The following is a 19,464-nucleotide window of genomic DNA, read 5'->3' as shown; positions in this document are numbered from 1 at the left end:
CTTTTTTAATTTTCTATTTCAACTCTGATCCGTACTGTTCAGCAATACGTTAAATTTTTCGAGATAAGCAATTCTGACGTCGGCCGGGGGCCGAAGGTTAATCGTTAAATCCGAAAGAAACAGTTCATTTGGCAGGGGGAACAGTTTTCGCGCTTCGCTGTCGGTGAAGCCCGCGATCTGAACCGCCTCCAACCGGGCCGAGATCCGGTCCGCCATCTTGATCTTCTTCTTGATCGCGGCGGGCAGGGTGGCGGGCAGGCCGAACCGCCGATGGATCGCAATCGTCAGCCGCTCATCCATTGCCTTATATTCGCTGCCAAGCGCCGATTTCACCGGAGAGATCATGTCGCCGATGACATATTCCGGCGCATCATGCAGCAGCGCCGCCAACCGCCATCTGCTGTCAACGGCCTGATTCATGCGGGAAAAGATCTCTTCCACCAGCAGCGAATGCTCGGCCACGGAATAGGGCCAGTCGCCGCGCGTCTGACCGTTCCAGCGCGCCACGAAGGCCAGTCCATGTGCAATATCGGAAACTTCGATGTCGAAAGGCGTCGGATCCAGCAGATCCAGACGCCGGCCTGACAACATGCGTTGCCAGGCCCGACGATTCTGTGCGGCCATCCCCGATCAGGACAGGCGCTGATCGGCCGGTGCGCCGTTCTCGGTCTGGGCCTGCGCGCGACGCTGCAGTTCCTGACGGTACAGCGCGACGAAATCCACCGGATCCATGTTGAAGGGCGGGAAACCGCCGTCGCGGGTCAGGTCAGAGATGATGCGGCGCACGAAGGGGAACAGCATGCGCGGGCATTCGATCATCAGGAAGGGATGCAGCTGATCTTCCGGCACGCCCTCGATGTGGAACACCCCGCCATAATCCAGCTCGGCCAGGAACATGGTGGAATCATCCGCCTTGTTGGTCGAGGTGACGCGGAATTTCGTGATGACCTCGTATTGATGCTCGGCGCCGCGCTTGCGGGCATCGAGGCTGACCTGCACGGTCATTTCCGGCTGCACGTCGCCCTGCGGTGCGCCCTTGGTGGCGACGGCGTTCTCGAAGGAAAGATCGCGGATATATTGTGCCAGGATCTGCATGCGCACCTGCGGTTGGGCGCTGGCCTCCTCGGCATTCGGGGTATGTTCTTCGGCCATGATGGTTCCTCGTATATTCGGATTGATGTTTATCTAACAGGCGAGCGAAGATGCCTCAATGGCGCGTCCATCCCGATCCGCCGGGACGACCCTGCCTGCGATCCTGCGGCGGTTCCAGATCGGGCGGGCCGGGGCGGCGGCCATCCTGCGGCTCATCCTCGACCACGTAATCGCCATCGATGACTCCATCCGCATAGGGCGGGCGATAGCCGGACTGTCCCGACGGCCCGCGACGGACCTGAACCCGCCGTCCCATGAAGCGCATGACCGCGTCGCGCACGAAGGGCAGCAGCAACAGCAGACCGATCGTATCGGTGAAAAATCCCGGCATGATCAACAGCATGCCCGCCGTCATGATCATCGCCCCATGGGCCAGCGGTCGCGACGGATCGCGTACTTCGGCCAGGCTGCGCTGCGCCTCAAGCCAGGCGTTGCGGCCCTGGCTGCGGATCACGACAACGCCCAGAACCGCGCCAAGGATCACCAACGACAGCGTCGGCCACAGCCCGATCGCCCCGCCCATCAGAATGAACAATGCGATTTCGACGATCGGCAATAAAACAAAGACAGCCAGAAGCCACATGCGAAAAAACCTCCTTATCGGCGCGATAGCTGGACTTGCCGCCGCCCCATCCCTACATAATGACGCAAGACGCCGATACCAATAAACCCACCGCCAAATGAGGCCAGAACGAATGTCTTCCAGTCCGCTGCTCCAACTGCTTGCTCTGGCTGCGATCGCGATCTTCCTGATCCTGCGCTTGCGCAACGTATTGGGCACGCGTGACGGCTTCGAGCCGACGCAGACCGATCAGCCGGAAACGCGCCGGGATCGTTTCGAGGTGATCGACGGCACCGCAGAAGAGGTCGATCACGACATTCTCGACCATGCCGAGGCTGGCAGCCCGACGGCCGAGGCGCTGGCCGCGATGAAATCGGTCGAGCCGTCCTTTGCCGTGGGCGAATTCCTGACGGGCGCAAGATCGGCTTATGAGATGATCCTGATGGCCTTCGAAAACGGCGACCTGTCCGAAGTCCGCGCCTTCCTGGATGCGCCGGTGGCCGAAGCTTTCCAATCCGTCATCGACGCCCGTGCCGCCAATAATCAGACGGTCGAGGCGCAATATCTGGGCACCCGCGAAACCGCGCTGGCCGCGGCAGAGTTCAACCGCGCCGATGGCATGGCCGAGCTGTCTGTCCGCTTCGTGTCCGAACTGATCGCCGCCACCCGCGACGCGGATGGCAATGTGATCGAAGGCGACCCGAAATCGGCGCGCAAGCAGCGTGATGTCTGGACCTTCGCCCGCCGCATGGGTCAGGACGACCCGAATTGGCAGCTTGTCGCGACGAACTGATGTCTCGCAGACGCAGGGGCCTGACGCCTGATGAGCAAGCGCTCTGGTCCCGCGTCGCCAAAACGACGACACCGCTGAACCCGACCCGACCTGCCGATGGGGGCGGGTCGAACCCTTTCCTGACCGACAGCAAGCCCCGCCCCGCGCCAAAGAAGCCCGCTCCGCATTTCCGGATCGGCGAGGCCAGTACGCTCCCTGTGCCGGATTACAGGCATCTGTCCTCCAGCCCGGCGCAGCGTCTGGCGGCCCAACCCCTGCGCATGGACAAGAAAACCCATAAGCGCATGTCGCAAGGCAAGCTTGTCCCCGAGGCGCGGCTGGACCTGCATGGCATGACCCTGGCGCAGGCGCAGCCGGAACTGATCCGCTTCATCATGTCCTGCCAAGCGACTGGCCGTCGGCTGGTGCTGGTGATCACGGGCAAGGGCAGGGGCGATCATGGCCCGCTGCCCACACGGCCCGGCGCGCTGCGCCATCAGGTGCCGCATTGGCTGAACAGCCCGCCGCTGTCGCCCCTGGTGCAACAGGTGAACGCGGCCCATTACCGTCACGGGGGCGAGGGCGCCTATTACGTCTATCTGCGCCGCCTGCCCGGATAGCAAAAGGCCCGGTCGAAACCGGGCCCTGTCAGGTCAGACTGAATAATTCGCCTTTGGTCCGGCAAACCACCAGATCACAAAGCCGATGACCGGCAGAACTGCGATCAGCAGGATCCACAGGATCTTCGTACCCATGGATTCATTCGTGTTGATGATCGAAGCGATTGCCCAGACATCCAGCACGAAGATGATAACGCCAAATATCCACTTCATAGCCGCTTTTCCCTTTTTGCTCTCGGATCAAACGGCTATGGGGCCAGTTGGTTCCGTCACAGCACATAGCGCGACAGATCGGTGGAGCGCGCCAGATCGCCCAGATGCTCTTCGACGAAAGCCGCATCCACACTGACCGACTCGCCGCTTTTATCCGGCGCGGCAAAGGACAGATCCTCGAACACCCGCTCGATCACCGTGTAAAGACGTCGGGCGCCGATATTCTCGACCGCCGCATTCACCTCGGCCGCGATCCGCGCCAGCGCTGCAATACCGTCATCGGTAAAGCTGACGGTGACGCCCTCGGTCGCCATCAGCGCGGTATATTGCCGCGTCAGGGCATTGTCGGTTTCGGTCAGGATCCGGATGAAATCTTCCTCGGTCAGCGCCCGCAATTCCACGCGAATGGGCAGACGCCCCTGCAATTCCGGCAGCAGATCGCTTGGCTTGGCCACATGGAACGCCCCCGAGGCGATGAACAGGATATGATCCGTCTTCACCGGCCCGTATTTGGTGGACACCGTGGTCCCCTCGATCAGCGGCAACAGGTCGCGCTGAACCCCCTCGCGGCTGACATCGCCACCCCGCGCATCGGTCCGTGCCGCCACCTTGTCGATCTCATCGACAAAGACGATGCCGTTTTCCTGCACCGATTCCAGCGCCGCCGCCTTGACGACCTCATCGTCCAGCAGCTTGTCGGCCTCTTCCGCGATCAGCAGATCATAGCTTTCGGCCACCGTCACCTTGCGCCGCACCCGACGCCCGCCAAAGGCCTTCATCAGCCCTGACAGATCCATCATGCCGCCCATGCCCGGCTGCCCCGGAATCTCCATCATGCCCAGCGGGTTAGAGCTGTCCTGCAATTCCAGCTCGATGACGGTATCGTCCAACTCGCCCCGCTTCAGCTTGTCGCGAAACATCTGCCGCGTGCCGTCGCGCGCACCCTCACCGGCCAGCGCCTCGATCACCCGCTCCTCGGCAGAGCTGTGGGCGCGCGCCTTCACATCTTCCCGCATCCGCTCACGCGTATCGATCATGGCGGCATCGGTCAGATCGCGGATGATCTGCTCGACATCGCGGCCGACATAGCCCACCTCGGTGAATTTCGTCGCCTCGACCTTGATGAAGGGTGCATTGGCCAGCTTGGCCAGCCGCCGACTGATCTCGGTCTTGCCGACACCGGTCGGCCCGATCATCAGGATATTCTTGGGATAGACCTCATCGCGCAGATCATCGCCCAATTGCTTGCGCCGCCAGCGGTTGCGCAGGGCCACGGCAACGGCGCGTTTCGCGTCTTTCTGCCCGATGATGAACCGGTCCAGTTCAGAGACGATTTCGCGGGGGGTCAGGTCGGTCATGGTCGTTTGGCCTCGATTGGCTTTCTTCTTTGCATAAATATCCCGGGGGTGAGGTCCGGCACGGACCGAGGGGGCAGCGCCCCCTTACCCTTCAAGGATTTCCACCGTCAGGTTTCCATTGGTATAGACGCAGATATCGGCCGCAATCGCCATCGCCTTGCGCGCCACGGCTTCGGCATCCAGATCGCTCTCCAACAGCCCGCGCGCCGCCGACAGGGCGAAATTCCCGCCCGAGCCGATCGCCGCCACATCATGTTCCGGCTCCAGCACATCGCCGGCCCCGGTCACGACATAGATCTGCGCCCCGTCGGTCACGATCAGCATGGCTTCCAGATTGCGCAGATATTTATCGGTCCGCCAGTCCTTGGCAAGATCCACGCAGGCGCGCTGCAACTGGCCTGGCGCGGCCTCCAGCTTCTTCTCCAGCCGCTCCAGCAGGGTAAAGGCATCCGCCGTCGATCCGGCAAAGCCCACGACGACATCCTGCCCGCCGGGTTTCAGCCGCCGCACCTTCCGGGCCGAGCCCTTCATCACCGTCTGTCCGACGCTGACCTGACCATCGCCCGCAACCACAACCTTGCCATTGCGGCGCACAGCCAGAATCGTGGTGCCGTGCCAGCCAGGAAATTTCTCTTCCGACATGAAGCGTCTCCGTTCGTTTGGGTTCAGATAGGGGCGCTGCGCGGCCTTCGCAACCGCTGCGCGGGTCCTTGAGCGGCAATCGCCCGGGCCACGGGCAGAAATGACAGCCCCCGCGATCCCGCCAACTGTCAGGTGATAAAGGCCGCGACCGCCGACAGGCTGGCCTGCGCCCCGGCAATGGCGGCATCCTGCGTCAGGGCGCGGGCGGCCTCTTCCGGCGAGGCGGCCTGATGCAGCACGGTGCCGATATCCTGATCCGACAGAACCGCCGCCAGACTGCCCGAACACAGCAGGAAGCGGTCGCCCGGCCGCGCCTCGCCCGCAAAAATGTCGGGAACCATCTGCTTGGCGATGCCCAGACTGCGCGTCAGGATCCCGGTCAGACGGCGATCCAGATGATCCCGCGTCAGCAGCGACAGCGCCCCGTCGCGCAGCAGGTAACCCCGCGTATTCCCCGCCCAGAGGACCGAAAACAGATGCCCCTGAATCAGCAGCGTCGCGAAAGAAATCGCATAGCTTTCCCCCGTCGCGGCCCGCCGCGTCATCAGCAGGCTGTTGGCGGTGCCCAGATGACCCTTGGCACCCGCCACAAGGTCGTTCATCGACATGGGATCGTCGATGCGGCACAGGCAATCCACGGTCAGTTGCAGGGCCGAGGACATGCCCCGCGCCTCGCCCAGGCCATTGACAAGGCTGATCGCCTGCCCGTCGCCATTGACCGCCACGCGATCCGCAGGCAGCAGGCGGCGCGTCGTGTTGCGAATATCCGATCCGATCAGCGCCCGCAGGGGCGCGCGCGCGGGCAGGCTGGGCGCTGTGCCATCCGGGACCGGCTGTATCTCGGTCAGGAACAGACGGTCGAAATCCTCGGGCTCGGGCATATGTGACAGGACGACCTCGGGTGCATTGCCCTGCGCGGTCCACCACAGCGTCCCGGTGGTGTCGTCACCTTCCGGCAGCATCGACCCGGGCAGGCGCAGCCCGGCGATCTGGTCGTCCACCTGCGACAGGGTGAAAGCCGGGTCCAGCGTCGCCAGGGCCAGCTCTTCCGCGGCATCGTACCAGGGGCTCAGCCGTGACAGCGCAGCCGGGCCGATCCGCCGCTGGGGCAGGGTGGCGACGATGACAAAGGGAAAATACCGCCCCGCGCGATCGACCGAGGGCATCATCACCCCCATGATCGCATCCGGCCCGAACAGCCCCGGCCCGATGGCAAAGCGCCAGATCGGCGCCACCAGAAAGGCCTGTAGCCAGTCGCGCCCCATCCGCGACTGGCTGTGGCGCACGCATTGGCGCAGCCAGCCGTCGAAACGATCGGCCAGCACATGCCCCAGACCCCGGGTCACAAAATCGCCCTGTGACGGCACTTTGCCGAAATAGCCCGATTTGATCTGATCGCCGGGCTGGCTCATAGCGAACCGGGGCAGGAAAAGCGCTGCATGGCATCAAGGTTGAAGGGGTTATTGACCGATCCGCCCGTGATCCTCATCCGCGCGGCGCGGTTCTGCACGTCGAAGGTGATGTCGAATTCATTATCCGAGACCGGCGACAGATCGCGCCCCTGATCGATCAGCCGGAAGGGCGCCCAGGGACCGGTCGCCGTCAGCGCCTCGGCGCGGGAGCCCGGCAGCAGCGTCAGCTGTGCGCTGCGACCGCCCTCTCCGGGCCAGCTGAAACTGCGCTCTCGGGTGCGGCTTTGACCGTAATAGGAACTGGTGCCCCCGATCTCGATCAGCGCCACCTCGGCATTGTCCAGCGACAGCAGATCGAAGGAGTAATCGACGCGCGGCGCAGTGGCCGCCGGTGGGAAAAAGGCCGTGCGGATGGCATCGGCGCGCTGGAACTGGGCCAAGGCCTCGCTTTCCTTGCCGGTGGTGCCCAGACCGCCGCTCCACCGCCAGGGATTGGTCGAGACATCGACCAGCCCCGCCAGATTTTCGTCAAAGAAGCTTTGGAACAGCCCATCCGGTCCGAAGATCCGGGCGAAATCCGTCACCGTCACATCCTGACGAGAGCTTCGGTCAAAGGGATAGCGCCCCTCGACCGCGCGCCGGCATTCCGCGACGCCCGACGCGCCCCAGATCTGGTTCAGCGACGCACGCGCCCCGGCGACCGAGGCTTCGCCCACCCGCGCCGCCAGCCCGACGACCCATTGATCGACCGGGGCGGGCAGGCGCTGCCCCTCGGCCAGAAGGTCCTGCGAGGCGGTCATCAGCGCGCCATCCGCGGCAAAGATCTCGGCCGTGCGGGCATCGCTGGCCGAAGCGCGGCTGAGCTGTTGGTAGATATTGTCGAAGAGCGGCGTCAGCGGGGTAAAGATCGTCCCGCCATCCTCGCCCTGCGGTTCCAGCCCGCGACGCAGCGGGGCATAGGGATCGGGCGCGGCCAGCGGATCGAAGGCAAAGCCGTCACCGGGCAGGGAGATTCCGCTGTCGGTCCCGGTCAGCCATGTCTGCTGTGCCACATCCGCCGCCAGCCGTTCCAGCGGGCGGCTTTCCGAGGCGATCACCGCGATCAGATCAGAGGCGGTGCGCAGATCATCCGCATCGCGGATTACCAGATCCGACAGGGTGTCGTTCCAGCTTCGGGTGAATTCCGACCAGTACAGCGCCACCGCATCCGCCGCGATCTGGCTGCTGCCCTGCGTGCGGGCGCCGGTTTCGGGGATGCCCAGCACCCAGCCTTCGGATTCGGCCATCTCGGCAAGCGCGGTGATTTGCGGCAGCACGATGGTCTGATAGCCCTGACGCGTAAAGATCCGCGAAATGCCGCTGTTCAACCCATCGCCCGAGGCGCGGGTAAAGATCTGCCGCCCGGTCGGGCCAAGCGCCCCGGCAGGTGTCCAGTCGCCCAGTTCCTGCGTCGCGCGGCGCGACAGTAGCATCTCATATGTGCGTTGGGCCGGATCCATGCCGGTCAGCTTTTCGCGGGTCTTTGCCACCAGTTCGTCATCGATGGCCATGACCGGCAACTCGCCATGTTCCAGCATGGCCTGCAGATGCACCGACAGCCGCTCGCGCGTGCCTGCACGGCCGGAACCGGGGTAAAGCGTGGCAAAGATATCCTCGGATTGCAGCAGCAGCCCATCGGGATCGACCGGACCCAGACCGGCCAGCGACAGGTAATGTTTCAGCGTCTCGAACGCCTCGCCCTTGCCAAGGTCGGGCTGTTTCAGCCGGTTCTGCAGCGCCACCATGTAACGCGGCAGCAGATAGGCCCCCAAGGCGCGGTCATATTGCCGCTGATAGGGCTGGGCGATGGCATCCTCGCGATCCAGACCAAGCGCGACCTTATGCAGGGGCACGCCGATCGGGGCCTCATCCGACTGCCGCGCAAAGCTTTCGGGGACATTGGCCAGCGCATCCAGCGCAGGCAGAACGCGCAGGAAATCGGTATCGGCCACATCGCGCACCGGGATCCCCGAGGCCAGATCGTCATAGCGCGTCAGATCCAGCCGCACCTGTTCGATGGCACGGCTGTTCACCAGATAGCTGGACAGCCACGATCCCGCCAGCAGCAGCGCGGCGGCGGTCAGCGCGCCATAGGTCAGACCCTGCATGATCTTGCGCCGCCGGGTCACCCGCCGGTCGCCCGCGACGATGCCACTTTCGCCAAGGATCACGTCGCTGAACAGGCGATCCACGAAAAAGCTGCGATTCATCGACCGGGCCACGCCCATGTCGCGACGGTCATCCGCCTCTTGCGTGGCCGAGGCCAGATAGACCCCGCGCAGCAGCGGCTGTTCGACCTTGCCGGTGCCCGATGACAGCTCTTCGATGATTTCGCGCAGGCTGTCATGCAGGGCCGCGATCTGGGCCGGAAAGCGGAAGACGCGGCCACGGCGATCCAGATCGATCTCATGCTGCAGCCGGTCCAGAAGCTGATCGTTCAGCCGTTCGGTCAGGCGGTGATATTCGCGGCTGAAAATGGCCGGAACATCGCCCTGCGCGGTTTCCTCATAGGGGAAGGTGATGCCCCAGACCTGTTCGCGCGCATCTGCCCCCAGATGTTCAAAGAACTGCGCAAAGCCGGCCAGACGGTCGGCCTTGGTCAGCACCAGATAGACCGGGATGCGCGCATCCAGCGTCGAGGCCATCTCGGCCAGGCGCTGACGGATCGCGCGCACCTCTCGCAGGCGGTTCTCGGGCGACTGGCCCAGCAGATCGGTCAGCGACAGCGTCAGGACGATGCCGTTGATGGGCTGTGCGCGCCGCCGCTTGCGCAGCATTTGCAGAAAACCCGCAAAGCCCGCCTTGTCGCGTTCATGGCCGCTATCCTGCGTGGTATAGCGCCCGGCCGTGTCGATCAGGATCGCGCGGTCGGTGAACCACCAGTTGCAGTTCCGCGTGCCGCCGACGCCCTGCACCGGCTCGCCGCCCAATGCATCGCCAAGCGGCAGTTTCAGCCCGGAATTGGTCAGCAGCGTCGTCTTGCCCGCGCCGGGCGCGCCGATCATCAGATACCATGGAAATTCGTAGACATAGCCATAGCGCCGCCGCGCCACCTTGCGCATCATCGCCATGGCGTCGCGCAGGCGGGTGCGCAATTCGTCAATCTCGGCCTTGGTTTCGGCCTCGGCGCGCGCCTCGGGGCTGTCGGCGATATCGTCGATCAGCGCGGCATCGGCCTTGCGCCCGCGCCACCATGAAATCAGTGCCCAGATCGCCCACAGCACGAACAGCCCGATAATGGCGATGATCCGGTTGCGGGCTGGGACCAGAGGTCCGAAATCGCCGATCACCAGTCGCGGGCCAAAGATCCAGATCAGCGCCGCAATGGCCGCGACCCAGACCAGCACAAGGAACCGCCGTCCGACCACGCTGACATAGCTGTCCAGCGTGGATTTGAACGAGGTCCACATCCCGACGAAATTCATCATGGCGCGTCCTCCTGATTGCCGGGTGCTGTCAGGCTGCCGCCCTGTTCCAGAAGGCTGGGCGGCACGCGGCTGCCCGCCTCGGACACCAGGATCTCGGTCCGGCGGTTTGCTTCGCGTCCCTCGGGCGTGGCGTTATCCGCAATGGGGCGGGTTTCGGCCTCGCCCCGGATGGTGACGCGGTTGGCGGGGACATAATCCAGAAGGATGTCGCGCACCGCCGCCGCCCGGGCCGTGGACAGGTGGAAATTCGATGGAAATGCCGCCGTGCGGATCGGCTGATCATCGGTATGGCCCAGCACGGTGACATCGAAATCCTCGGCCGCAAGGGCCAGACCGATGCGGCGGAACGTGTCCAGGAATTCGGGCTGAACCTCGGCCCCGCCGGGTTCGAACGCACCGTTATTGGCGATGCGGACCAGCACGGCGTCACCGTCGCGATACAGGCTGACCAGACCGTCATCGACCTCGGGCTGAAGAAAGGCGATCAGCGTGTCGATGGGCTGTTCCTGCGGTTCGGGTTCGACTACCGGCGCGGGTTGCGGTTCCGGTTCAGGCTGGGGCACGGGCGCAGGCGCGGGTTCGGGGATGAAAAGCGAGGGCGTTTCGCCCGGCGGCAGATCCGCCATGGCAGCGGTGACCAGATCCGCGTCGCGGCTGAGAAGAAAGGTGAAGGCCACGAACAGCCCGCAGAGCAGCAGCACCGCCAACCCGCTGAGCAGCCAGAACAGCTTGCCCTGCCGCAGCGGGCGGTGGCGCATGTCCTCGCCCTTCCACAGCGGTGACAGATCCTGTTCCGCCGCGCCATATTGCTGTCGCAGCAGGCGGTAAAGATTGTCGCGGATCTGCGCCAGCTCCAGCGCACCCCGGGCCGAGACGCGGGTCCGGCCCTCGAAGCCCAGCGACAGGCACAGATAGATCAGCAGCAGGATGTCGCGATTGCTGCCGGGGCGCGACTGGAAATGGGTCAGCAGTTCAAAGACCTTGTCGCCGCCGGTCACATCGTGGTGGAAGGTCGAGACCAGCCCCCGCTGCGACCAGCCCTGACCCCAGGGCATATTGCGGATCACATCGTCCAGCGTGGCGCAGATGACGTAATGTGCCGCGCGTGCCTGTTCCGGCAGGATGCCCGCGCTGCCCAGTTTCACCTCATATTCACGCACCGCCGCAATCGTATCGCTGCGCAATGTCTGAAGATCGGGGGCGGTTTTGCGATGGCGCAAAGAATGCGCCAGGTTCAAGAGCCCCGCCGCGTCGCTGACCATGATCGGGAAGTCGCGCCCGTCCAGACGAAAGCCGCGCATGATCGCCTGCGCCGAGAAGTTATCCTCGGGCATCGCGGGCGCGGCCTGCGGCACGGGCGCGGCGGGTTGAACCGGGCGGCGGCCCGGCGTCGGCAGGATGAGGCGCGGGCCATCATCACCGGGATCGCTGGGATGGCTCATGTACGGATACCCCACAGCTCGATCTCAAGTCCCGGGAAATCGGCTGACAGATGCATGGCCAGCGTGCCCGACTGGCTGATATCGCGCCAGATCTCTCCGCTGGTTTCCAGCTCGAAATAGACGGTGCCGGATCGGAAGGGCAATTGCCGCGGCGCCACCGGCATCGGGCGAATGCCCAGCCCCGGAAGCGCGACATTGACCAGTTCCGCGATCCGCTCGACCGAGCCGATCTTGATCTGGTTCGGGAATTGGCGGCGCAGCTGTTCGTTGGGCATCTCGGCCCGGACGGCCAGCACAAGGCCAGCCCCCGCCCGCAATTCGGCATCGGCCAGCATGCCGACGCGTACACCGTGGCGGCGTTCCTCCAGCGGAATGGCGATGGCCGATTGATCCAGAACCGCCGACAGCGACCGGCGCAATTCGTCCAGCACCGGCTCGAAACAGGCGGCGGGGTTCATGTGGTCGTAATCGGGCATCTCGGCGGGCAGGCGATTGGCGGCGGTGAAAGTCGCGAATTCGCCCGCCAGCGCGGTCAGGTCGCGCCATGCGCGCTCGGGATGCATCTGCCCCGCCTGCGCCGCCAGATGCGACAGGATCGGCGTCGCGCGGTTCAGCAGTTGCAGCATGAAATAATCGCCGATCTCGGCCGAGCCGCGGACCGATGGGTCGCCCGCCCGCCGGGCGATGGCGGCGGCGCGGTGGCGCACAAGGCCCAGAATTTCCGTCACGAAGCCGATCAGACGCGGCGCCAGCGCCAGGTTCAGCGCGGGCGGGATCATCTCCTCGGCCAGCACCACAGACAGATCGGCGCGCACCTCGATAATGCGGGCGATGGGCAGATGTTCGAAGCCTGCCAGTTCGTCCCCCTCCAGTTTCAGCACCGGCGTGGCCCGCCCGACCGCGATGGGCGCGGTCAGGGCGCTGTCGGCATTGGCATCCTCGGCATCGTATTCCGACGGGGCAAGCCGCGCTGTCGCCGCGCCCGCGCCATCGGCGCCCGCGACTTCGGCCCGGTCGGGCCGGCGCATGGGCAGGCATAGATAGACCAGCTTGTCGGTGACGCCTTCGGCCAGTTGCAGCGGCGCGGGCAGGTCGGCCTGATCGGGCGCGCTGATCGGCGTGCCATCGGGCAGGATCGCCGCGCAAGAGGTCAGCGCGATCCGGCCAATACCCAACGCGCTGCGGTCAATCGCCAATTCGCCAAAGCCCCAGGGAAAGGGCGCCAGCGGCCGGGTCAGATCGCGCACAAGCCGGTCGGTCCAGCGGTCGGCCTGTTGGAAATGCTGCACGCGCAGGAACATGCCTTCGGTCCAGACAACGCGGTTTTCGGTCTTCATCATTCGTCCTTCGTCTGGTCTTTGCGGCCAAGGGCAGCGCGTATCTGTTCTGCCAGCGCGCGATCCGACAAGGGCGGATCGGCGTCGCCGGGGGTCATGCGGGCGCGGAATTCGGCCCAATATCCGGTGGCGGGGGTGATCTTTGCGGCCAGCCCGCCCTTGCTGTCGCGGATGATGCTGTCGGGGTCCAGCCTTTGGGCGGCCTGCGCGATGGTCTTGCGGCTGCCCGCCATGATCGCCTGCTGCATGCCGGAAATGGACTGCACCCGCAGCGCAAGCGCCGCACGGGCATGGCCATCGCGATCCGCCATCAGCGCGGCCGGGGTCAGCGCCTGACTGGGTGCCAGCGTGGCGATGCCCAGATCGGCCAATGCGCTTTGCAGCCCATCCTCGATCAGCGCCAGCGCGTCCAGCGCCTGCGCCAATGCGGCAAGGGCCAGCGCGGGGTCGTCGCCCTCCTGCCGCTTGGGGTTGCGCGTATCAGCGATCTGCACCGGCGCGTGCGAGGGCGGGTTTACATTCGTCCGGCCCAGCGGTGCGGCGCCCTGACTGGTGCGGTCGGACAATTCGGCGCTGTCCTCGGCCCAGTCATCGGGCAGGATCGCGGCCGGCTTGCGCAGGGTGGTTTCCTCTTCGGCAAAGGCCCGGGGCTCTTGCCAGTAGCGTTCGGCATTGGGGCGTGCCTGCGCAGGCATGTCCAGAGGCGAGGTCGCGACATGGCCCGGCAGCGGCCCATCGGCCGAGGCGCCGCCCGGCGCGATATCCGACAGGATCGCGCTGATCGACGGTGCGTCGATGCCAAAGGCACCTTCGCCGCCCGTTTCCACCGTCAGGCGGAACTGCCGACCCGCAACCGTGATGACATTGCCGTGGCTGACCGTCACAGGGCTGCTGCCGACCGGTCGTCCTTCGACCGTGACCTCGCCACTGGCGGTCAGGATCATGCCGCTGCCATCGCGCTGGAACAGGGCGTGCCCCTCGATCCCCTGATCGCTGCGCAGCGCCCATGTCGCCTCCGCGCCGGTCCCGACAGAGAAGGGCGCGGTCAGATCGCTGACCCGCGCGGCGCCGGCCTGCCGACCGTCCAGCATCTCAAGCCGCAATCGCATCGGAGCCTCCGTCATCGGAATCGGGGCGGATGATCGCATCGCCGCTGTCGATAGGCGCAGGCGCCATGCGTGCCCAGCTGTTCCAGCCAAGGCGCGGGGCCAGCGGGCCGCCCAGCTGCGTTTCGGGAATATCGCGCCGGTCCAGCACGATCTGGATATCGTAATCGATGCCAGGCGGGATGTAATGGCGGACCAGTTGCATCAGCCGGTCCATGCGCGGCTGGCCCTTTTCAAGCGACAGGAAATCGGCATAGCGTACCGGCCCGACGATCAGGCGGCACTGGCCGGATCGGTCCTGCGCCTTCGACCCCGCCGCCGCGTTCCGCCCCAATTGCATCCCGCCATCGAAGCGAGAGCGTTCGGCATCGGGAATATCGCGCCAGACCAGCCGGAACTGTTCCAGCCGCACCGGCAGACCAAGTTCGGCCTGCGCCATGGCCCGCAGCCCCTCGCCGCTGCGGGTGCGCTGCGCCAGAAGTCCCGCGAAACGCAGCGCCTCGTTTTCGCGCAGCGGCATCACGGCATCCTGCGCGGCAAAGCCCAGAAGCCCGCGCAAGGCGGTCAGGATGCGGTTATCCGCAGGCCGGGACCAGCGCAGCAGGGCGGCCAGATCGTATTTCTCGGCCGCCTCGACGAACAGCCATGTCAGCCGGTCCGTGAACAGGTCCAGAAAACCCGCGAACCCCCCGGCACGTCTGCGCCGCTGCGCCGCCGCGATTTCGGTATAGCCCGGCGGCAGGGGCGAAAGCGGGCCCAGATAGCTGAACAGGTGGCTGTCGACATGGACCCCTTCGGCATCCGCCGTCACCCGGTCCACCGCCAGCGGCGCCAGACCGGATTGCGGGCGGGCATGGACCTGCAAGGGCAGGTTCCGGCGCTGCGCCTCGGCCTGCGCGATACGCAGCGCGACCAGCGGCTCGAACTCCGCCGGATTGTCCGAGAGGCGGTCGAACAGGCTCATATCAGCGCCTCCTCGCCCGCGCGGGCGGGAAAGCGGGCCAGCGTATCGCTGCGGCCCGACATGCGCAGCGTCAGCCGGGTAAAGCTGTTCAGCGTGGTATAGCAGCCAAAGAACCGGTCCAGCGCGGCGCCGAAAAAGCTGGCAGTGGCCGGTTCGATCCGGTCGCTGTCAAAGGTCAGCAGGATATCGCTGCCCGGCACCATCACCTGACCGATCCGGGCAAAGGCCGGGGTGGCCCTGACCTCGGCAATGGCGTCGATCAGTACCGAAGTCTCTCGGCTGTCGCCCAGATCGTAAAGCCGCAGGATATTGCGCAGAACCGGCGTGCCACCGGCGGTCAGCGACTGGTGGTTCAGCGACAGATGCGACATCAGCTCCCATGCGCGGTCGGCCGGGGGCGCGGCGCGGCGGGGTGCGGTGGGCGGCAGCAGGCAGGTGATGCCCGCGACATGATCGGCCTGACTGCGCAGCGACAGGCGCGGCTGACCGCCACCAAAGGGCAGGCGGCGCGGCAGATCGGCATTCGTGGCCAGCACGTGAACGCTGGCGGTCTGCATGCCGGGGGCCATCGCCTGATTGCGGGTATCCACAAAGGCCAGTGAGGTGCTGCCCGGACGGCGCGTCGCATCATCGGAATGGCGGCGGATCTGCCAGAACACGCCCTCGGTCCCGCGTTCGGTCATGCGGTGGAAATAGGGGCGGGCTGTCTCGACCGTGCCATCGCCCGAGGCCAACGTGACACTGCGAACTGAATGGACCGCCCGCGTATCGGGCCGCCGCGCATCCGCCATCAGCGGATAGGTGCTGCGCGCGCCATTCAGCGTGATCGGTTCGGCCTGTGTCGGGAACAGGTTCACGGCGGGGCTGGCGAACAGCGCAAAGGCGCCAAGGTCGATCTGACGTTCCAGCACGCCCGGAGGCTGATCGAAATACAGATAGATATCCTGCCGGTCGCGACCCGTGATCTGGCCGATCTCAAGATCGAAGAACAGGAATTTCTCGGGCAGGGTAAAGAACTCGGTCAGGCTGCGATAGCCGCGAAAGCTGTTTTCGGGATAGGGCAGCATCCCCTCATCATCGGCATGTCCCGCCGGTCGCAGCGCCGATGCAGGCAGGTGGCGGGCATCGGGATCGCCGCTGTGATGGGCCAGTGACATGCCGATGCAGCCCTGATGCAGCAGGTGAAACAGCGCCATCGCTTGATGGTGTGGCCCGGACAGATAGAGGCGCAGCCGGGTCACGCCCATCTCGTTCAGGCGCACCTTGCCGGTCGGTGCCAGCGTCAGCCGCAGCGCCCCGGCTGCTGCCCCGCCCGGACGGGGCGGCGCCTGCAGGGGGCGGTTCATCATCTGCGCCTCGGCGATGCGCAGCGGGGCCAGCGTCACATCCTGCGTGATCGCGAACCGCACACGATCCCCGCCGACCGGATCGGACAGCACCTCGGTCCCGCGCGCCAGCACCTGCGCGCCGTCCATCGCGGGCGAGGGCGTAAAGCGCACCATCGTCATCGAGGGCACCGGGGCCAGATAATGCGGGTACAGCGTCTCGATCAGCCCGTCGCTGAGTTCGGGCAGGCTATCATCCAGCTTCTGCCGGATCCGCGCGGCGGAATAGGCAAAGCTTTGCACCAGCCGTTCGACATGCGGATCGTCCGAGACGTCGCTGGACAGTCGCAGCCGCCCGGCGATTTTCGGAAAGGCCTGCGCAAAACGCTGCGCCCGGCCGCGCAGCGCGTCCAGCTCGTCATTATAGAATTCCAGGAACCGCTTAGCCATGCCGCCCCTCGGAGACCGAGAACAGACCGCCGACCGGATCGACGCGGGATTCGAAGATCATCGGCGGCAGGCCGGGCTGCATGCGAAACTCGGCCGAGATGCGCAGATGCAGGCTGCGCCGTTCGGGGGCGGCGTCCTGTTGCAGGGTGACCGACAGGTTTTCCAGCCGCGGCTCGAACAGGGCGATGCGGCGTTGCAGATCGGCGGCAAAGGCCTGCCGCTGTTCCGGCGTCACCAGAGACGAGGAAAAGAAATCGCCCACGCCAAGGTTCAGCAGACTGCCGCGCAGTTCCGGCAGATGTTCGGACGGGGTGATGGGGCGGCAGCGCGTATTCAACAGCATTTCCAGATCGCGGCGCAGCGCCTCGCGCAGCCCGGCGGGCTGTGCGGCAGCAGGCACCGGCGGATCGCGATCCAGATCGGGGTCCAGATCGATCAGCCGGTCCAGCAGCGCGGGCTGCAACAGATCCGGATCCTGCCGCTCAGCCATGACTGTCCCCGAAGGTGATGGTTTCAGCGGACAGAAGGCCCTGCATGTCGTCGCCGACAAGCCAGGCCTTCTGGCCATGTCCGATGGTGGCGCCGTTCCAGTCGCTGAAATCGGTCTGGCGGCCCAGCCGGTGCTGGTCGCTTTGTGGCGCGGGATAAAGCGCGGGCAGGACCAGGTCCGCCTCGGCCCCGTCGATCAATTGTACCCGCGCCGGGCGCAGCGCCAGATCCAGCGGGCTTTCCACCGCGCGGAATTCGATCCCGGCGATGCGGGCCATGTCGATCCACAGGTAGTTCCCGCCCGAGGACAGGGCCTCGACCGCATGGGGCAGCCGGTCGTCCAGATCGCGCAGATCCTCGACCTGCTGCCCGTTCCACTGGCCGGGGACGGTGCCGCGCGCCTCTTCGACGGCATCCAGTGCGGCAGGGACATCGCCGCCCTCGCGCAGGGCGATGTTCAGCGCCAGCACGGCCTGATCCGTCGCGCTTGGCCCGCCGGGAAAGCTGGGCACGGCGCCATCGTCCCACCAGGCGGCGCGGGCAAGAAGACCGCGCAGATGCTGCCGGAACAGGCCCAGCCCGACGGCGTCATCAGGCGACAGGCGGGCGGCCATGGTGGCGTGGGTCTCGGCCCGTTTCAGGTCACCCTGCAGCACCGACAGGCTGGCCAGCAGCATTCGGGCATCGGCGTCTTGCGGGCGGGCCTTGACGGTGGCCACGGCTGCGGCGACGGCATCGTCCAGCGCATCGGCGTTCAGCAGGGTCAGGACGTTGCCCGTCATGCGGTGTTCCTTTCGGCGATCAGATGAAAGCTGGTTTCGATATCGTCCAGCTGGAAATGGGGTTGCAGGTGGATGGTGCAGCGATAGGCGCCCGGACGGCCCGGAATGTCGGAAATCTGCACCCCGGCATCGCGCAGCGGATATTGCGCCTTCAGCGCCTGCGAGGCGTCGTCATTGCCCAGGCAATAGCCGCGCAGCCAGTCTTTCAGCCGCGCCTCGATCACCCGGCGGTCGGTGATCGAGCCGACCTCGTCGCGCATGATCACCTTCAGGTAATGCGCGAATCGAGAGGTACAGAGCACATATTGCAGCATCGCCGCCAGCCGTGCGTTCTGCGTGGCGACTGCACTGTCGTAAACGCCCGGCAGATGCAGCGAGGGGTTCGCGTTGAAGACCGGCTGATGGTCGTGAAACAGCGTCGACAGCGGGATCACCCCCTGCGCGGTCATGGCCTGTTCCTGCGTCGGCGTGGGCCGGAACTGCGCGGGCGGCTGGGCCGACAGGCCGTGCTGGTCGGTGCCGTAATCCAGCGGATCATAGCCCGGCACCCGCCCTCCGCCGCTTTCATCCTGACGTGCGCCGCGAATGGCCGCGAACCAGGCGCTGTCCAGAAACGCCTCGATCACCGTGGCGGCAAAGGCGAAAGACCCACCGATCATCAGCGGTCGGTCGGCGGCCTCGTCAAAGGTAAAGCCGTCCACATGCCCTTTCTGGAAACGGCTGCGGGGCGCACGCAGCATCAGGCCGGGCGCCACCAGCCCAAGGAAACGCGCATCGTCGGCCTTGCGCAGCCCGGTCCAGCGGATCAGGTCCGGGCTGTCGGCGCGTCCCGGCGACAGATCGGTTTCGGCGCCGATTTCTGCATAATCCCTGACGCCGAACACCAGCGGCGCGGCGTTCAGCACCACCGGGCAAAAGGCCGCCGCCGCGACCGAGGCCAGACGGCGCAGCACCTCGATCTGGTCGCCGGGGCCGGATTGCGGCGCGACCTGATAATCGGCCACGATCAGGCCGAAGGGCAGACCGCCCGGCATGCCGAATTCCTGATCATAGATCAGCTGGAACAGATGGCTTTGGTCGTAATCGGTGGCGCGTTCCAGATTGCGGCCCACACTTGCCCAATCGCCATCCAGCGCGCGCACGACGACGCCGCGCCCGATGCCGGCCTGATCGACCAGCATACGCAATCCGCGCCAGCGCGCCTCCATCGCCCGGAATTCGGGGGCGTGGAGGATCGCGTTCAACTGGCGCGTCAACTGGTCGTCGATGGCGGCGATCAGCCGGTCGATCCGGGCCGCAAGGCCGCGCCAGGCTGCGGCCCCTGGGTCGTCCGGCAATCCCGCCTCGACAAACAACGCCGAGGCGGACATG

18 protein-coding genes are annotated in these 19,464 nt (G+C 65.7%); 2 read left to right on the top strand and 16 right to left on the bottom strand.

Translation table 11 applies throughout. The annotated features are described in order from the left end of the window. Positions 1-18: 18 nt before the first annotated feature. From JHX87_RS12075 to JHX87_RS12065, 3 genes are read right to left on the bottom strand one after another with little or no spacing between them, the layout of a single operon-like run. Positions 19-624: an HD family hydrolase gene (locus JHX87_RS12075; RefSeq protein ID WP_271883941.1), complete on the bottom strand. Its 606-nt coding sequence runs from the start codon at positions 622-624 to the stop codon at positions 19-21. 6 nt (positions 625-630) lie between these two features. Further along, a complete protein-coding gene (secB, locus tag JHX87_RS12070) occupies positions 631-1,152 on the bottom strand; it encodes a protein-export chaperone SecB (RefSeq protein ID WP_271883940.1) in 522 nt (173 codons plus the stop codon). A 55-nt stretch (positions 1,153-1,207) separates the two neighbouring features. Then, positions 1,208-1,735, bottom strand: coding sequence for an FxsA family protein (locus tag JHX87_RS12065; protein ID WP_271883939.1), 528 nt, complete (start codon positions 1,733-1,735; stop codon positions 1,208-1,210). 112 nt (positions 1,736-1,847) lie between these two features. On the opposite strand from JHX87_RS12065, the gene JHX87_RS12060 reads away from it, so the two are divergent. Beyond that, positions 1,848-2,507, top strand: a complete 660-nt coding sequence (locus tag JHX87_RS12060) for a Tim44/TimA family putative adaptor protein (RefSeq protein WP_271883938.1) — start codon at positions 1,848-1,850, stop codon at positions 2,505-2,507. Then, entirely contained in the window at positions 2,507-3,106 is a 600-nt protein-coding gene (locus JHX87_RS12055) for a Smr/MutS family protein (RefSeq protein ID WP_271883937.1), read from the top strand. Before JHX87_RS12060 ends, JHX87_RS12055 begins: the two co-directional genes overlap by 1 nt. Before the next feature lie 33 nt (positions 3,107-3,139). On the opposite strand, the gene JHX87_RS12050 is transcribed toward JHX87_RS12055, so the two are convergent. From JHX87_RS12050 to tssC, 13 genes are all read right to left on the bottom strand, one after another. Beyond that, positions 3,140-3,319: a PLD nuclease N-terminal domain-containing protein gene (locus JHX87_RS12050; RefSeq protein WP_271883936.1), complete on the bottom strand. Its 180-nt coding sequence runs from the start codon at positions 3,317-3,319 to the stop codon at positions 3,140-3,142. 56 nt (positions 3,320-3,375) lie between these two features. Continuing rightward, the gene (gene hslU, locus JHX87_RS12045) at positions 3,376-4,677 is read right to left on the bottom strand and encodes an ATP-dependent protease ATPase subunit HslU (RefSeq protein WP_271883935.1); all 1,302 of its coding nucleotides are present in this window, start codon (positions 4,675-4,677) and stop codon (positions 3,376-3,378) included. 84 nt (positions 4,678-4,761) lie between these two features. Next, positions 4,762-5,319, bottom strand: a complete 558-nt coding sequence (hslV, locus tag JHX87_RS12040; RefSeq protein WP_271883934.1) for an ATP-dependent protease subunit HslV — start codon at positions 5,317-5,319, stop codon at positions 4,762-4,764. Positions 5,320-5,447: 128 nt separating this feature from the next. Continuing rightward, positions 5,448-6,731: a type VI secretion system-associated protein TagF gene (gene tagF / locus JHX87_RS12035; RefSeq protein WP_271883933.1), complete on the bottom strand. Its 1,284-nt coding sequence runs from the start codon at positions 6,729-6,731 to the stop codon at positions 5,448-5,450. After that, positions 6,728-10,198, bottom strand: coding sequence for a type VI secretion system membrane subunit TssM (tssM, locus tag JHX87_RS12030; protein WP_271883932.1), 3,471 nt, complete (start codon positions 10,196-10,198; stop codon positions 6,728-6,730). Before tssM ends, tagF begins: the two co-directional genes overlap by 4 nt. Then, positions 10,195-11,640, bottom strand: coding sequence for a type VI secretion system protein TssL, long form (tssL, locus tag JHX87_RS12025; RefSeq protein ID WP_271883931.1), 1,446 nt, complete (start codon positions 11,638-11,640; stop codon positions 10,195-10,197). Before tssL ends, tssM begins: the two co-directional genes overlap by 4 nt. Then, a complete protein-coding gene (gene tssK / locus JHX87_RS12020; RefSeq protein ID WP_272833683.1) occupies positions 11,637-12,980 on the bottom strand; it encodes a type VI secretion system baseplate subunit TssK in 1,344 nt (447 codons plus the stop codon). The genes tssL and tssK overlap by 4 nt, the downstream gene beginning before the upstream one ends. Continuing rightward, the gene (locus JHX87_RS12015; protein ID WP_271883929.1) at positions 12,977-14,086 is read right to left on the bottom strand and encodes an FHA domain-containing protein; all 1,110 of its coding nucleotides are present in this window, start codon (positions 14,084-14,086) and stop codon (positions 12,977-12,979) included. Before JHX87_RS12015 ends, tssK begins: the two co-directional genes overlap by 4 nt. Beyond that, positions 14,070-15,047 carry a type VI secretion system baseplate subunit TssG gene (gene tssG / locus JHX87_RS12010; protein WP_271883928.1) on the bottom strand — a complete coding sequence of 326 codons (978 nt, stop codon included), beginning with the start codon at positions 15,045-15,047 and terminating at the stop codon, positions 14,070-14,072. The genes JHX87_RS12015 and tssG overlap by 17 nt, the downstream gene beginning before the upstream one ends. After that, positions 15,044-16,822 (bottom strand): type VI secretion system baseplate subunit TssF, encoded by a 1,779-nt coding sequence (gene tssF / locus JHX87_RS12005; protein WP_271883927.1) that lies wholly within the window; start codon positions 16,820-16,822, stop codon positions 15,044-15,046. The genes tssG and tssF overlap by 4 nt, the downstream gene beginning before the upstream one ends. Further along, the gene (gene tssE / locus JHX87_RS12000) at positions 16,815-17,312 is read right to left on the bottom strand and encodes a type VI secretion system baseplate subunit TssE (RefSeq protein ID WP_271883926.1); all 498 of its coding nucleotides are present in this window, start codon (positions 17,310-17,312) and stop codon (positions 16,815-16,817) included. Before tssE ends, tssF begins: the two co-directional genes overlap by 8 nt. Next, on the bottom strand, positions 17,305-18,093 hold the full coding sequence (locus JHX87_RS11995) for a type VI secretion system accessory protein TagJ (protein WP_271883925.1): 789 nt from the start codon (positions 18,091-18,093) through the stop codon (positions 17,305-17,307). Before JHX87_RS11995 ends, tssE begins: the two co-directional genes overlap by 8 nt. Next, positions 18,090-19,463: a type VI secretion system contractile sheath large subunit gene (gene tssC, locus JHX87_RS11990; protein WP_271883924.1), complete on the bottom strand. Its 1,374-nt coding sequence runs from the start codon at positions 19,461-19,463 to the stop codon at positions 18,090-18,092. The genes JHX87_RS11995 and tssC overlap by 4 nt, the downstream gene beginning before the upstream one ends. Between the last annotated feature and the right edge of the window lies 1 nt (position 19,464).

The organism is Paracoccus fistulariae (assembly GCF_028553785.1).
Lineage (GTDB): Bacteria > Pseudomonadota > Alphaproteobacteria > Rhodobacterales > Rhodobacteraceae > Paracoccus > Paracoccus fistulariae.
This window is presented reverse-complemented; position numbering and strand designations above follow the sequence as displayed.

Excerpts from the sequence above, each read along its gene's own strand:
- JHX87_RS12050 (WP_271883936.1), bottom strand. The coding sequence starts at position 3,319 with ATGAAGTGGATATTTGGCGTTATCATCTTCGTGCTGGATGTCTGGGCA.
- tssE (WP_271883926.1), bottom strand. The coding sequence starts at position 17,312 with ATGGCTGAGCGGCAGGATCCGGATCTGTTGCAGCCCGCGCTGCTGGAC.
- secB (WP_271883940.1), bottom strand. The coding sequence starts at position 1,152 with ATGGCCGAAGAACATACCCCGAATGCCGAGGAGGCCAGCGCCCAACCG.
- tssG (WP_271883928.1), bottom strand. The coding sequence starts at position 15,047 with ATGAGCCTGTTCGACCGCCTCTCGGACAATCCGGCGGAGTTCGAGCCG.
- JHX87_RS12060 (WP_271883938.1), top strand. The coding sequence starts at position 1,848 with ATGTCTTCCAGTCCGCTGCTCCAACTGCTTGCTCTGGCTGCGATCGCG.
- JHX87_RS12075 (WP_271883941.1), bottom strand. The coding sequence starts at position 624 with ATGGCCGCACAGAATCGTCGGGCCTGGCAACGCATGTTGTCAGGCCGG.
- JHX87_RS12065 (WP_271883939.1), bottom strand. The coding sequence starts at position 1,735 with ATGTGGCTTCTGGCTGTCTTTGTTTTATTGCCGATCGTCGAAATCGCA.
- JHX87_RS11995 (WP_271883925.1), bottom strand. The coding sequence starts at position 18,093 with ATGACGGGCAACGTCCTGACCCTGCTGAACGCCGATGCGCTGGACGAT.
- hslU (WP_271883935.1), bottom strand. The coding sequence starts at position 4,677 with ATGACCGACCTGACCCCCCGCGAAATCGTCTCTGAACTGGACCGGTTC.
- JHX87_RS12015 (WP_271883929.1), bottom strand. The coding sequence starts at position 14,086 with ATGCGATTGCGGCTTGAGATGCTGGACGGTCGGCAGGCCGGCGCCGCG.
- JHX87_RS12055 (WP_271883937.1), top strand. The coding sequence starts at position 2,507 with ATGTCTCGCAGACGCAGGGGCCTGACGCCTGATGAGCAAGCGCTCTGG.
- tssL (WP_271883931.1), bottom strand. The coding sequence starts at position 11,640 with ATGAGCCATCCCAGCGATCCCGGTGATGATGGCCCGCGCCTCATCCTG.
- tssC (WP_271883924.1), bottom strand. The coding sequence starts at position 19,463 with ATGTCCGCCTCGGCGTTGTTTGTCGAGGCGGGATTGCCGGACGACCCA.
- hslV (WP_271883934.1), bottom strand. The coding sequence starts at position 5,319 with ATGTCGGAAGAGAAATTTCCTGGCTGGCACGGCACCACGATTCTGGCT.
- tssF (WP_271883927.1), bottom strand. The coding sequence starts at position 16,822 with ATGGCTAAGCGGTTCCTGGAATTCTATAATGACGAGCTGGACGCGCTG.
- tagF (WP_271883933.1), bottom strand. The coding sequence starts at position 6,731 with ATGAGCCAGCCCGGCGATCAGATCAAATCGGGCTATTTCGGCAAAGTG.
- tssM (WP_271883932.1), bottom strand. The coding sequence starts at position 10,198 with ATGATGAATTTCGTCGGGATGTGGACCTCGTTCAAATCCACGCTGGAC.
- tssK (WP_272833683.1), bottom strand. The coding sequence starts at position 12,980 with ATGATGAAGACCGAAAACCGCGTTGTCTGGACCGAAGGCATGTTCCTG.